The organism is Corallococcus sicarius (assembly GCF_003611735.1).
Taxonomy (GTDB): domain Bacteria; phylum Myxococcota; class Myxococcia; order Myxococcales; family Myxococcaceae; genus Corallococcus; species Corallococcus sicarius.
The window spans coordinates 1-13,036 of sequence record NZ_RAWG01000279.1; the positions used below are offsets into that span (position 1 = coordinate 1).

Annotated in this window: 9 protein-coding genes and 1 pseudogene; 7 read left to right on the plus strand and 3 right to left on the minus strand. The window is 66.2% G+C overall.

What is annotated here, in order from left to right:
* The first annotated feature begins 86 nt into the window (after window positions 1-86).
* From D7X12_RS31825 to D7X12_RS31835, 3 genes are read left to right on the plus strand one after another with little or no spacing between them, the layout of a single operon-like run.
* Window positions 87-1,232, plus strand: coding sequence for a hypothetical protein (locus tag D7X12_RS31825; RefSeq protein ID WP_439329406.1), 1,146 nt, complete (start codon window positions 87-89; stop codon window positions 1,230-1,232).
* Window positions 1,222-3,360 carry a hypothetical protein gene (locus D7X12_RS31830; protein WP_439329404.1) on the plus strand — a complete coding sequence of 713 codons (2,139 nt, stop codon included), beginning with the start codon at window positions 1,222-1,224 and terminating at the stop codon, window positions 3,358-3,360. Before D7X12_RS31825 ends, D7X12_RS31830 begins: the two co-directional genes overlap by 11 nt.
* Window positions 3,357-4,697 (plus strand): hypothetical protein, encoded by a 1,341-nt coding sequence (locus D7X12_RS31835; protein ID WP_120629002.1) that lies wholly within the window; start codon window positions 3,357-3,359, stop codon window positions 4,695-4,697. The genes D7X12_RS31830 and D7X12_RS31835 overlap by 4 nt, the downstream gene beginning before the upstream one ends.
* 7 nt (window positions 4,698-4,704) lie before the next feature.
* Here the strand turns inward: D7X12_RS31835 and tnpA are convergent, their stop codons facing one another.
* From tnpA to hutH, 3 genes are all read right to left on the minus strand, one after another.
* The gene (tnpA, locus tag D7X12_RS45555) at window positions 4,705-4,965 is read right to left on the minus strand and encodes an IS66 family insertion sequence element accessory protein TnpA (protein WP_439329405.1); all 261 of its coding nucleotides are present in this window, start codon (window positions 4,963-4,965) and stop codon (window positions 4,705-4,707) included.
* A 694-nt stretch (window positions 4,966-5,659) separates the two neighbouring features.
* A complete protein-coding gene (locus tag D7X12_RS42580) occupies window positions 5,660-6,688 on the minus strand; it encodes a hypothetical protein (protein ID WP_147443861.1) in 1,029 nt (342 codons plus the stop codon).
* Between the two features lie 524 nt (window positions 6,689-7,212).
* Window positions 7,213-8,745 carry a histidine ammonia-lyase gene (gene hutH, locus D7X12_RS31845; protein WP_120629003.1) on the minus strand — a complete coding sequence of 511 codons (1,533 nt, stop codon included), beginning with the start codon at window positions 8,743-8,745 and terminating at the stop codon, window positions 7,213-7,215.
* 143 nt (window positions 8,746-8,888) lie between these two features.
* Here hutH and D7X12_RS31850 point away from each other — a divergent pair, with 143 nt between their 5' ends.
* The 4 genes and pseudogenes from D7X12_RS31850 to D7X12_RS44645 all read left to right on the plus strand — a co-directional run bounded on the left by D7X12_RS31850 (window position 8,889) and on the right by D7X12_RS44645 (window position 12,910).
* A complete protein-coding gene (locus D7X12_RS31850) occupies window positions 8,889-10,166 on the plus strand; it encodes an aspartate kinase (RefSeq protein WP_120629004.1) in 1,278 nt (425 codons plus the stop codon).
* 32 nt (window positions 10,167-10,198) lie between these two features.
* Window positions 10,199-10,585: a ComEA family DNA-binding protein gene (locus D7X12_RS31855; RefSeq protein WP_244224900.1), complete on the plus strand. Its 387-nt coding sequence runs from the start codon at window positions 10,199-10,201 to the stop codon at window positions 10,583-10,585.
* Window positions 10,586-10,594: 9 nt separating this feature from the next.
* Window positions 10,595-10,693 (plus strand): annotated as a pseudogene (locus D7X12_RS45405) (zinc-ribbon domain-containing protein); the annotation flags it as partial.
* A 1,215-nt stretch (window positions 10,694-11,908) separates the two neighbouring features.
* Entirely contained in the window at window positions 11,909-12,910 is a 1,002-nt protein-coding gene (locus D7X12_RS44645) for a hypothetical protein (protein WP_244224901.1), read from the plus strand.
* The last annotated feature ends 126 nt before the right edge of the window (window positions 12,911-13,036 follow it).

The window sequence follows — 13,036 nt, forward strand, 5'->3', positions numbered from 1 at the left end:
CCCCCCATCTCGCCCCCTCCACCAGCGCACGAGTGCCAGCAGCCCCGTGATGCCCACGGTCGGCACGCTGGCGGGCGGCTTCAACCCTGGCCCTGTGTCTATCGCCTTTGTTCGCTTGGTCGACTCTGGTGGTGGACGGTGGCGAGGAGTTCGGCCTCAACCTGGGCGCTCCCGTGCGGCTGCGACTGTGGGGCGGCGGTGAGGGCGCGGGCCGTGTCCGCAAGGAGGACTGGGACACGCTGTCCGACTGGGGGCAACTGTTGCGCCTGCTCTCGGTGGGCAACGACTCCTCGCCGGTGGCGCTGTGGGCGGGCTCCCTGGACTGCTACAGCCTGCTGTCCGGGCACCTGGTGCGGCGCTACTCCAATCGCAACAACCCGGACTACCACCCGGCCGGCGCGGTGCTGACGGGCACCCTGGGGGCCCTGTACACCGAGGCGTTTGTCTCCGACGTGCTGGGGGCTCGCCTGATGGGGGCGGAGGTCGCGTTGGACGTGCAACACGTCCTGGCTGGCCGGTCCTCGCAGCCGGGTCGCTACACGCTGTCACTCTCAGCGGTGCACGATGGCTCACGGGCCGGGGCCATGTCGCGGTCGGCGACGCTGGCGCACGTGGATGGCACGGCGGTGGTGATGGTGCGGAGGGGACGCGACAGCGGCTTCGAGGCACAGGTGTTCGCCGGGTGGGGAGGCCAGCCCGGAGCAGGGGGCGCGTGGGGCGCGGTGGCCGGTCTGGGCGCGGACGCGGTGTCGCCCACATTGGACTTGCAGGCGCGGCTGGAAGTGCGTCTGCAGCGCGGCGGTTTCCGACAGGGGGCCTTCGGCCCGGACTACGAGCTGGCGCGGTTCGAGTCCTCCTTCCCCAACGGCTCCTCCGCCTTTGGCGAGGTGATTGTCAGCTGGGACGCGGTCCACCTGGGCGATCTGGTGCAGCGGCACCTGCGCCTCTCCGTCTCCGCGGAAGCCTTCACCTGGGGCCGCATGGATGCGGACATGAGGATGGCGGCGCAGCTCTTCCAGCGGAACGTCGAGGTGGCCCTTCGCGGGCTCGCGGTGGGCCTGCGCCAGCCGGGGACTCGCTACCTCACTTCGGGCGAGGTGCGTTGGCGCTTCCTCGCGGGAAGGCTGTACGCCCTGGGACAGGGCGGCACGCTGCTGTACCCGACACCGGAGGGAACGCTGCGCCCGGGGGCCTTCGCCTCGGTCGGAATCGGAGTCGACAATGCGCGCTGACTCCCTGCTGCGCCGCTGGTGGCTTCTGTCCGTTGCGCTCCTGCTCTTCTCCGGCTGCGTCACACAGTCCTCGCGGCTCGGGGCTGCTCCACGGGCCTACGAGCAGCGCTCCTCGGAGGATTCATGGACCCCGACGGGTGGCGCTTTCGAGGAGGAAGCGTCGTCGTCCCTGGAGCCGGAGGCGTCAGCGCGGCTGAACCGACGACGCGGACCAAAGCGTGAGCAGGGCTCGGTCGCGAGGAGTTCGAGCCCTGAGCTGACAACCCGCGAGGAGGCGGTCCTCTGCGGAGGCCAGGCCCCTCCTCCGGGCTGGCCTCACCTGTCCTCCAGTCGGGAGTTGCTCGCCCCTTTCCTGGCATGCGGCTCGCCCGCGGAGTTCGTGGCCATGCAGCGCGGGGTGGACATGCCCCGGCTGGTGGCGTCGCTGAAGGACTGGGATGCGGTGCGGTTGGGCGCGCTCGGCCCCCTGGACGCGAAGTCCTCCGAAGTCCTCAGCCGCAAGCGCGCTGGCTTCCTGGTGACGGCGACGGAGAAGTACGGCGTCGCCCTGGCGGAGGTGTTCGCCCTCTTCCTCGTCCACGCCGCCTTCGACGACGAGCTTCGCGAGGTGGTCCAGCTGCTGGCCCGTGACAAGCAGTTGGGTGAAACGTTGGGGAGCATGGCCACCGTCTGCGAGGAGCTGCGGCGGCGGGGCCTGGAGCTTTCGGAGTACCCCGACCGGAGCGAGCAGGCCGGTGATGCCCTCCGGGGATTGGGCCGGGCTGGCCGGGACGCCCTGGCCACCATCCCCGTCTTCGCCGAGCCGCTGTACACGGAGTTCAGCGCGAAGCGCGGGCAACTGCCGCCGCCCTACCAGGAGGCCCTCGACGAGGTGGAGAAGGCGCTGATGGCGGAGCGCTTCGCACCGGGAAGCGTGGCGTTGGGGAGCTTCGACCACCTGACGTTCGGCGTGCCGATGGGCTTCTTCCACCTGGCGGCTGGGACGGGCCATGGGGCGTATGCGTTGGCCCAGGGTCGGTACGAACAGGCCACCCGCGAGTTGGCGCCCGCCGGGCTGATGGTGGCGCTGTATGCCAGAGGGAAGGGTGCGCGCTTCCTCGCCGAGGCCGCGACCGCGGAAGGATTGAAGAGGGGGATGGCACGGCTGCGAGAGCAGCTGGGAGTCGACGCCGTTCGCGACCTCTTCCGGCACCTGCAATCCCGTCGGGAGAATGCACTGTTCGCCGCGCAGTCAGGCGAGGCCGGGCTGCTGGCCCTGTACGAGGCGAGAGGCAGTGCCGCGAAAGCGCAGGCCCTGTTCGCGGAGGCGAGCGGCGAGCGGCCAGGACCGACGGCGGGGAGGAGCGGTGCCGCGAAGGTCGCCACCCGCGTGCACGAGGCGGCGGGCTTCGAGCGGGAGGCCGTGGAAGCCCGCTGGGTGCAACTGGAACAGGAGGCACCGGGCACGCGCCTGTCCTCTGCCGTGGTGGACCTGGAGAAGCATCGCCCCTCGCGGGAGGCTCCGCAGCCGGGAGCCGAAGGTCACCCGCGCTGGGCTGAGTACGTCGTGTACTTCGAGCGGCGGCTCGCGGAGCTCAAGCAGGGCACGGAGTCCAGGGGGCCCCTGACGTGGAGGGACTACCACCGAGTGCGCGGACTCTTCGCCCGGGGGCTGGAGTTCGAGCGCTCCATGGTGGTCAAGCTGCGGAAGGATGCGGCCCTCCCACGGGAACAACGAAAGTGGCTCCAGGGCTTCAATCAGCCCCGCATCGAGACGCATGTGGGCGTGGCGAAGGCGGACCTCCGCTTCGCGGACGTGCTCGTCATCGAGGCGGAGCCCCCCGCTGGCCAACCGTCCCGGGTGGAGACGTACAGCTTCAAGAGCCGGGATCTTCAGGTGCTAAAGGGACAAGGTCTTGTAGCGCAGATGATGACGGACGCGAGCGCCGCGCTGCGGTATTACGGCGAGACGTTGAACATCCGGCGGCGCACCCTCCAGTCCGAAGTCGATGGGGTGCAGATCCAAGTCCAGAGGGTCCGCCTCATCTATCAGGACGTCGCACTCACGCCTGAACAAATCAGATATTTCAGAGTCGCCGAGGAGAGGATCCGGCGCGAGGTCAAAGGAGTGGAGGTGTCCGTCGAATGAAAGTCCTGAATCCCCAAGAATCCAATGCAGAGGATCGTCTCCAGTTCTCATTCAGGGGAGTCTTCAGTCCCCAGGCATCGCTGGAAAGCGAAATTGATCCCTTTCTTGATACATTGGAGGCATCTGCTGGGGGCTGGATGCCGAACGTCGTTCAGGGGAAGAGGGCGCGAAAATATAGCCGAGCCAACTTCTGGAAAGCTTTGAAAGAGGAGCGCGAGGACACTGGCGCAACCCTCGGCCTGTATCGTACGACATGGCCTGCGTTGGATATGATGCTTACGATCTGGTTTCCACCGCTCCCTCCAGAGTTGGACGTTCAGCTTGTGCTGCAACCCCTCTCGTTCTTTTCAATGGAGGCGCGTTGTCGTGACTTCATCGACATGGTTCGTGCATGGGCCTCGCGGTATCCCGTGACCCATGCTTCGGCGCACAGCATCGCGGACGAAGTCCTGTCCGGGTCGCCGCTCTTTGGCCGCGACATGCAGGTCACCATCCGAGATGGGTTCGACAAGATATATGCGGTCTATTGGCTCAACGTCTTTGGGCCTGCGTTGGTCCAAGCTGTTGGCCGCGAGCGGATGCTCTCCACCCCCGCCCACAGGGTGGAGGAACTCCCCAATGGCTGTGTCCTCCTGGTGACGTGGCCGACCGTCACGGACTTCGCCAGTGAGGAGTCACGTCAGGCCCAGGCGCGGGCGCTGGCGCACCTCCGGCCTGATCTCGACGTCGACACCGTGTTGCTCGCCCTGAGAGAACGCAGTGCCGCCCTGGCACCCGTGGCGCCACACTTCCACCCGGATGTGGCACCGCTGCTCTCGCGCGTGACGGACGCGTACGGAGTCAGTGAGCGCCAGCGGAGGATTGCCGAGTTCAACGCCTTCCGGCCGCCCGAGCCGGAGGAGTGGCTGCCCGCGAACGCCTCCCTGCCTGTGGACGTGGAGGATACGGCCCGCGCCCTCAGTCGCTATGCGGCCCTCGCCGAACACCTCGTGGTGTTCTTGCACACAGAGGTGCCCTCGGTCTTCGAGGCGACTCCTGAGTCGTTGACGGACGTCGACTTCCATCTCTGGCGCTTCAACTACCCGGAGATCTTCGAGCGGCAGAATATCGACGAGAACCTGGTGCCCGCCGTGGGCGCATACCTGGGGGATGTGCTGGTCCGGCGACTGGGCGGCCAGTGGATACTGCGGAAGAAGTTGGAGGAGGCGCAGGTCCGCGTTGGCAACCGTGTCTGGTTGCCCTTCGTCCGTGCTCAGCGCTACCTGGGTTCCCGGCGGGCGCTGTTGGACTTCTCCCTGACTCAGTTCTACCAAGAGGCCGAGCGATACCAGTTCTGACTGAAAGTCACATCGGCGTTCGACATGTTCGCCAGTGTCCGCCGCCGTCGCTCTCTACAGCAAAGGCCCTCAGCACGTCGTTGGCCGGACGGTTACGGCGCACCGGCTCGGCTCGCGTCGCCTCACCCCGCCGCCGCCGGTACACCCACGACTGCAACGTGCTCAGCCTCACGCCTCGCGCCAACGCGAACTCCCGCTGGGTCTGCCCGCTGGCCTCGAACGCTTCCGCGACACGGGCCCACTCCGGCTTCTCTGCCTGCTTCGACATGCGTGCCAGCGTCCGCCGCGTCCTGCTACCCCGGCAATCCCTCACGGCACGTCGTTGGCCGGACGGTTACGCACGAATGGAAGCGGCTGCGCGCCGCCGACTCTTCCTGAACCCACGCACGGAGCTCCCCCTCACCCCTCAACACGTCGCGGCGCTCGCCGAGCACGGCTGACGTCTGCCCTCAAGCCCTCCGGCACGTCGTTGGCCGGACGGTTACGTCCCCACGCTTCGAGGGAGGACCGCTGCGCGAGCCCAGCAAGGGCTCAATGCGGCTCCACTCGGCATCGCTCAGCTCATGTCGGCGCACAGCCAGCGTTGATCATGCCTGACGCTGGCTGGCAACCTCCTCATGCCTCCCGAAGCCGGGTCCAACCCCGATGTTCGATCCGGTAGGTCGAATTTTCGGACTAGAGATCAGGGACAGCCCCTAGTTCCTCAGTGAGTAATGAGTTTGTTCCGGCCGGCCATGAGGATGGTATCTATCAACAAGAGTATTTGCAAAAGGAATCGTTGAGGAAGACGAATCGTCGGACATCCGCCTTGCTCATGATTGCGGCGAAGACTCGTTTGCATCACAGGCCGGGTGTCCCATCCTGAAACGACGAGGTGGAGGACAGTTGCTATGTCGTGCAGAAGAAGCCTCACTCCCCTTTCTTGCAAGGTGAATAAAATTCACATGAGGTGTATTGCGGTGTTAATCGGCGCCTTCTGGAATGGTTGGTTCAATAAAGCTCACTAAGCCATTTTTTTCGTAGAGTGCTAGTTCGCGAAGGCGGCGAAAATGCGCCATTGCGATTTTTGTAGCCTCAAACGCCGAACCTGTTTTTTGCGACAACCAATTCCAATCGACTCCTTCGAGGAAACGTGAGAGGGCTTCCCCAAGTTTGCTGAGCTCTGGTTCATGTTTGCGAGCATCGTAAGTGGCTGTCATCATTGAGCCGTTTAGTTCGTGTGTGCGTATGTATCGCTCTGTGTCGCTGTAGGCGCTATCTGCTGCTTCTGAATTTGCCAGATATGAATGAATGGAGCGCGCAACAAGAAGGCCGATTCGTCGATCGGAACGAAAGGTTATATATCCAGGAGATGCATAATGAATTGCCTCTATTCGAGGCCTGTGCTCTAGTGGTACGCGCATTCTCATTCTGTCATAGAAGTGTACTGTGCTAAAGCCGCCGATCCATGGGAAGTTCCCGAGATCGGATGTTGCTTGCTTGGTTTTGGATGCGTATAGGAGTGAGTAGGCGTTTTCGTATTTTTTTGGCACGTCGCGAAGAGCCTCGGTTGACCAGTCCCCATCGAGCAGAATGGAGTATTGATGATCGGTGATTTCGTCTGCCGGCATCAGGCTCGCGCTGATGAAAGATTCTGTTGATGGTAGATAGTCGTCTGGAATGACAGTGCGAGTTGCGAGTGACACTGCGGTTACACTCATGTCTGCGGAGATGTCGATAAAATAGTAGAGGCGATCTTGTTTCCCGCCCACTAGCGTCTGTCGCAATGTGTCGATCTGGTTTACTAGGCGAATTATATCCCGCTTGGGGGTTCGTACGATGAGCCATCGATTGGCTGTGTCGTCGCAGTCGCACCAATGCCCTAGGTAGTGGTCTTCGCGCTCGTCCTTGAATTCTGAAAGGAGAGGCCCTTCAAAGTACTGGATGTCGCGGATTTTTGAGAGTCGTGGCAGTTGCAAGCCCTCAATGCGTGAGCCCGGAATTGGATTCATGGAATTGCTCCCAGGACAGTGAAGCGCGGGGCCACATTGGTTCCGGCCGCCTCGAAGAGATCAAAGTGGCCATGTCTGTCAGGTTTGGAAAGCAACCCGTCGGTGGGCTGAATGGTGCCTGAAGCGACGTGATCTCCGATTGATTTTCGTATTTTTGGATTGTTTAATTCTACTGTTTTAATGAATGTTTCGACAGCGCTTTGTGATGTGAAGAGTGATAGTGCGTATGCGCTGCATCGTTTTATGTCGTCGGGAAACGCGCGTCTGGGATCAATGATTGCAGGAGGTCTGAAGTTGTTTGGGTGATTTGGATCTGCATGTACTACCCGAAATGCTTCACGGGTGCTGGGGGTGCATGACCTGGGGGGGCAGGACTTAATTGTGCTAACTTCATTTGCATACTTTAGGCTCATTGCGCTCTCGATTTCGGAATGGCTTTTCCTGTTTGTCTGGAAGGCAAGCTGGTTCCTATTGGCTAAAGCGTGGCTATTGAAATGTGCGCAATTTCGCTTGGGGGCGTAATCCTATGGACTGCGGGTTGTTGATTCTACCGCATCACGTAGCGCTCCGGACTCCACCAGCGCCGTGACCGCCGTGATGTCGTGATGCAGTTCGCGGTCCCTATCCATGTGCGGAACCTTGCTGCGCACCAGCTCATACGCCGCCATCACGCCCTTGCCAGGCTTCACGGGCTGACGGAAGTCCAGCGCCTGCGCCGCGACCAGCACCTCAATCGCCAGACACGAGCGCGCGAACTCCGACACCTGTCTCCCCTTGAGCGCCGCCGTCATGCCCATGGACACGTGGTCCTCACGGCCCGCGGAGGACGGAATCGAATCCACGGAGGCGGGGTGGCTCAGGATGCGTGACTCCGCCACCAGGGCCGCGGCCGTCACCTGGGCGATCATGAACCCGGAGTTCAACCCGGAGTTCTTCGCCAGGAACGCGGGCAGGCCCGACAGGGACGGGTTCACCATCTGCTCGACTCGCCGCTCGCTGATGCTGGAGAGCTGCGTGAGCGACATGGCCACCACGTCCATCGCCAACGAGATGGGCTGCCCGTGGAAGTTGCCTCCGGAGAGGATGGTCTCCGTGTCCGCGAACACCAGCGGGTTGTCCGTACCGCTGTTCACCTCCACCTCCAGGATGCGACGTGCGAAGGCGATGCCCTCGCGCGCCGAGCCGTGCACCTGCGGGATGCACCGGAGGCTGTAGGGGTCCTGCACCTTGCTGCAGTTGACGTGCGTCTCCACCAGCTCGCTGCCCTTGAGAATCCGGCGCAGGTGGTCCGCCACCGCCTTCTGGCCCGCGTGCGGACGCACCGCGTGGATCTCCGGGAGGAACGGCTTGTGGCTGCCCAGCAGGCCCTCCACCGTCATCGCTCCCGCGATGTCCGCCACGTCCGCGAGCATCTCCGCTCGCAGCTGCAGGAGCGTCCCCACCGCGCACATCGCCTGCGTGCCGTTGATCAGCGTCAGGCCTTCCTTCGCCTCCAACACCACCGGCTTCAGGCCCGCCTTCTCCAACGCCTGCTTCGACGGCATCCGCACGCCCTCGAAGAACGCCTCACCCTCGCCAATCAACACCAGCGCCAGGTGCGCCAGCGGGGCCAGGTCTCCGGACGCGCCCACGCTGCCTCGCTCGGGCACTACCGGCACCACGTCCCGGTTCAGCATGTCGATGGCCAGCCCCAGCGTCTCCATCCGGATGCCGGAGAAGCCCTTCGCCAGCACGTTGCAACGCAGGAGCAGCAGGACTCGCGCTTCCGGCAGGGGCAGGGGATGGCCCACGCCGCACGCGTGCGACAGGATGAGGTTTCGCTGCAGGTCGCGCAGGTCCTTGCGGTCGATGCGCACCTCCGCCAGCGTGCCAAAGCCGGTGTTGATGCCGTACGACGGCGTGTCTCCCGCAGCCACCCGGTCCACCAGGGCTCGCGAGGCCTGCACCCGCTTCGCGGCGTCGGGGGCCAACTCGACCGTGACTTCGTGGCGGGAGACCTGGAGGATCTCCTCCAGCTTCAGGGTGTCACCATCGATGAGCAGGCGGGGGCGGGACATGGCAGGGTGCTCCAGAAAAGCGGCTTGAAAATGGTTCGCCGCGAACGCTAGCGGAAACGCGGCGGGGTGGCAGTGGCCCTTTACACCCGGGCCCTGGGGCCCATATAGCGTGCGCCCGTCCGTGCAGGGAGGTCGTGAGCCCCTTGGCCCTTATCGTCCAGAAGTACGGCGGCACCTCGGTGGGTGACACCGAGCGCATGAAGAACGTCGCGCGCCGCTGCCTCGCCGCCCAGAAGGCCGGCCATGACGTCGTCGTCGTCGTCTCCGCGATGTCCGGCGAGACGAATCGCCTGCTCAAACTCGTCGCGCAGATAACCGACCGGCCGAACGAGCGCGAACAGGACGTCGTCGTCGCCACCGGCGAGCAGGTGTCCATCGGCCTCGTTGCGCTCGCCATCCAGGCGCAGGGCGGGGAGGCCGTGAGCTTCCTCGGCCACCAGGTGCGCATCGTCACCGACAGCACGTTCTCCAAAGCCCGCATCAAGAGCATCGACGCGGAGCCCATCCGCGCCGCGCTGGCCCGGAAGCAGATCGTCGTCGTCGCCGGTTTCCAGGGCGTGGACGAGACGGGCAGCGTGACGACGCTGGGGCGCGGTGGCTCCGACACCACGGGCGTGGCGCTCGCCGCGGCGCTCAAGGCCGATGCGTGTGAGATCTATACGGACGTCGATGGCGTCTACACCACCGACCCTAATGTGTGCCCGGCCGCGAAGAAGCTGGACCGCATCACCTACGAGGAGATGCTGGAGTTGGCCAGCCTGGGCGCCAAGGTGTTGCAGATCCGCTCGGTCGAATTCGCCATGAAGTACAAGGTGCCCCTGTGGGTGAAGTCTTCCTTCACCGAGGATCCGGGCACGCTCGTCTGTGAGGAGGACGCATCCATGGAGGACGTGCTGGTTCGAGGGGTCGCCTACGACCGGAACGAGGCGAAGATCACCGTGGTGGGCGTGCCGGATCAGCCGGGCGCCGCGGCGAAGCTCTTCGGGGCGCTCGACGCGAAGCACATCGTGGTGGACCTCATCGTGCAGAACCTGTCTCGCGACGGCCGCACCGACGTCACCTTCACCGTGGCCAAGGCGGACTTCGTCAAGGCGCACGAGGTGGTGAAGCAGGCGGCCCAGGAGGTGGGCGCCACGGGCGTGGAGGTGGATGACACCATCGCCAAGGTGTCCATCGTCGGCGTGGGCATGCGCAACCACTCGGGCGTGGCGGCGCGGATGTTCCAGACGCTCTCCCAGGAGGGCATCAACATCCAGCTCATCTCCACGTCGGAGATCAAGACGTCGTGTGTCATCCACACGAAGTACACGGAGCTGGCGGTGCGCGCGCTGCACACGGCCTTCGGGCTGGATGCGCCGCCCGCCGTGGCCGCCACCGACACCGTGTCCGAGGCAGACGCCTTCCAGGGGACCAAGGCCTGAGGCGGGTAGGGCGCACGTCCGCGCTCGCGGTGGTGTCGCTGGGCCTGCTCGCCCTGGGCTTCGTGGCCCGGGCGCGCTGGCCGGACGCGAGGCCCTCGCTCGACTGTCCGCCGGAGGCCGTGCGGCTGGACGCGGCGGGGCTCGCCACATGTGGAGCGGGGACGGTGCCCACGGGCGCCACCGCGCTCGCGCTGGGTCTCAAGCTGGACCTCAACGTCGCGTCCGAAGAGGAGCTTGCCCTGTTGCCCGGTGTGGGGCGGGACCTGGCCCGGCGACTGGTGACGGCGCGCGAGGAGCAGGGCCGGTTCACGAGCTGGGATGACGTGGACGCGGTGCCGGGCGTGGGCGCTGCCAAGTTGCAGACCCTTCGGGCAGCCGCGGTGCTGGACGCGGCTGGTGCCAGGGGAGGCGTGTGGTAAGGACGGCCGGTGCAGATCTCCTGCCCGCAGTGCTCGATGCAGTACGTGCTGGATGCCCGACTCCTGCCGCCCGGCGGCGCCTCGGTGCAGTGCACGCGGTGTGGTCATGTCTTCATGGCTTCGCCCCAGGGGGCGATCCCGCCCGCGCCGAAGCCTCCTCCCGCGGGTGGTGGAGTGGATCGCTCGGGAGCGATGACGTCCACCCAGGTCTTCGGGGGTGAGACGTCTGGTGGGATGAAGTCCACGCACCTGTTCGCGGGTTCGATGACCGCGTCCGGTTCGTTCGTTCCGCAGCCGACGCCGGCCTCGGGCCCCCTGACCACGACGGGCGTTGTTCCGCCTCCGCCTTCCGTCGCGCCGGTGGCCCGGCCTCCGGTGAGCACCACGGCGTCCGGGGTGCAGCCTCCGGCGATGGGGGCGACCCGGGCGTTCGGGGCCGTGGGCCCGTCGGCGGGTGGGGCAGGGGGGCCGGGAGTCGCTGTGCCTTTGTCTGGACCGGCGCGCAGCGTGACGCCTCCGTTCGGGTCGGCGCAGGTTTCCGAGACGCCTGGGAGCTCGACGCGGGCGTTCGGGGCGGTGTCGGGCCCTGTGCCTTCGATGTCAGGTGCGTCCGAGCCCATCGGATCCACTCGGGCTTTTGGGGCGGTCACGGGGCCTGCGGCTTCATCGTCAGGCGTGTCCGAGCCCATCGGCTCCACGCGGGCGTTTGGTGCCGTCCAGGGGCCCGCAGCTTCGTCGCCCGGCGTGTCCGAGCCCATTGGACACACGCGGGCGTTTGGCGCGGTCCAAGGCCCTGCGGCTTCTGCGCCGGGGCGGGCCGAGGCCATTGGCTCCACGCAAACGTTTGGCGCGGTGTCCGCCACTCCGGCTTCGTTACCCGGTGCGGCTGAGCCCATTGGATCCACGCGGGCGTTTGGTGCCGTCCAGGGCCCCCCGGCCTCTTCGGCAGGCGCGTCCGAGGCCATTGGGTCCACGCGGGCGTTTGGCGCGGTCCAGGGCCCTGCGGCTCCCGTGTCGGAGGGCGTCGAACCCGGCGGATCCACGCGGGCGTTCGGCGCGGTCGCCGGCACTCCGGAGCCGTCCTCCGGCCGCGCTCCGTCCCGTTCGTTCGGGGACATCTCGCCGGCGGGTGAGCCGCTGTCTTCGTCGTGGTCGGGTGAGTCGGCGGGCTCCCGCGGCCGGCTCGTTCCGGAAGGTCATGGCGACGTTCCGTGGGCAAGCTCCGCATCCACTTCGACCCTCTCGCTGCCCGACGATCCGGCCGCGTTCGCCCGCACCGAGACCTCGCGTGCCGCGCCGGGGGCTTCGCTGCTGGGGGGCGCCATGGAGCGGCCCCTTCCTTCCCGCAGGCCCTCCGGAGACCTGCCTCCGGAGCTGCTCGGAGCCGCGCGCCCCGAGCCCGTGGTGACCGAGTACGGGCCCGGTGCGTCGTCGCCCTCCACCGTGTCGCGCCTGCTCCTGGTGCTCGCGGTGCTGGCGGGCATCGGCCTCGCCGGGTACCTGGCGTATCCCGCCTTCCGCGACCGCAACACCGCCATGCCCGCGGAAGCCGTGGCGCAGAAGGACGTCGCCGTGGCGCAGCTGCGCCGCGATGACCCGGCCTCGCGCGAGCAGGCCATCAAGTCCCTCCAATCCCTGGCCGCCACCCACCCGAAGTACGCCGAAGCCCAGGCAGAGCTGGCCGTGGCCCTCACCCTGCAACTGAGTGACCTGAACGCGGAGTTCGACCGGCTGCGAGTCCAGTCGGATCAGCTCAAGCGACAGGCCGACCAGCTCACCGCCGACAGACGCCCCGAGGGCTGGAAGGACCGCGCGGACTCCTTGCGTGAGCAGATGCGCGACCTCGAGCGCGAACAGCAGCCGATGCGCGTTGGCATCGAGGCGCTCCGCAAGCGGCTCGATGCGCTGATGCTCGCCGTCCGGACCGCGCCCGCGGTGGAGCCCGCCGCCACCGTGGCCGCGCGCCTGAAGGCCCAGGCCCTGTATGCCTCGGTGACGGGCCACGCCGATGCGCTGGCCCTCGCTGAACGCCTGCGTCAGGTGGAGAGCGCCGCCGCCTGGAGCCGGCTGGCCCATGCGGAGTTCGCCCTCAGCTCCGGGTCTCCCGGGACCACCCTGCAGACCGTCTCGAAGGAGCTGGAGGCGCTGCGCACGGAGGACACCACCCTCATGCGCGCCTATGTCCTGGGCGCGCGGCTGGCCCTGCGCCAGAACGACGTGGCCACCGCCCGGACGCTGCTGGACGAGACCCTGGCCCTCAACAACAAGCACGAGGTCGCCCGGCGGATGCTCGCGCAGCTGCCCACCGACGAGCCCTCACCCTGAAGCGTTGACAGGATCACCTCCCCGGCCACCCTGGAGAAACTCCAGTCCTACTCCGGGGAGGGGCAGCCCCCTCCGCTCTGGATGCCTCGTGAAGCCCGAGGCATGACCCTTGCTATGTCCGTCTCT

What these genes read in the sequence shown, in the direction of transcription:
- D7X12_RS31835 (WP_120629002.1), top strand. Translation starts at nt 3,357, where the DNA reads ATGAAAGTCCTGAATCCCCAAGAATCCAATGCAGAGGATCGTCTCCAG.
- D7X12_RS31830 (WP_439329404.1), top strand. Translation starts at nt 1,222, where the DNA reads ATGCGCGCTGACTCCCTGCTGCGCCGCTGGTGGCTTCTGTCCGTTGCG.
- tnpA (WP_439329405.1), bottom strand. Translation starts at nt 4,965, where the DNA reads ATGTCGAAGCAGGCAGAGAAGCCGGAGTGGGCCCGTGTCGCGGAAGCG.
- hutH (WP_120629003.1), bottom strand. Translation starts at nt 8,745, where the DNA reads ATGTCCCGCCCCCGCCTGCTCATCGATGGTGACACCCTGAAGCTGGAG.
- D7X12_RS44645 (WP_244224901.1), top strand. Translation starts at nt 11,909, where the DNA reads ATGGAGCGGCCCCTTCCTTCCCGCAGGCCCTCCGGAGACCTGCCTCCG.
- D7X12_RS42580 (WP_147443861.1), bottom strand. Translation starts at nt 6,688, where the DNA reads ATGAATCCAATTCCGGGCTCACGCATTGAGGGCTTGCAACTGCCACGA.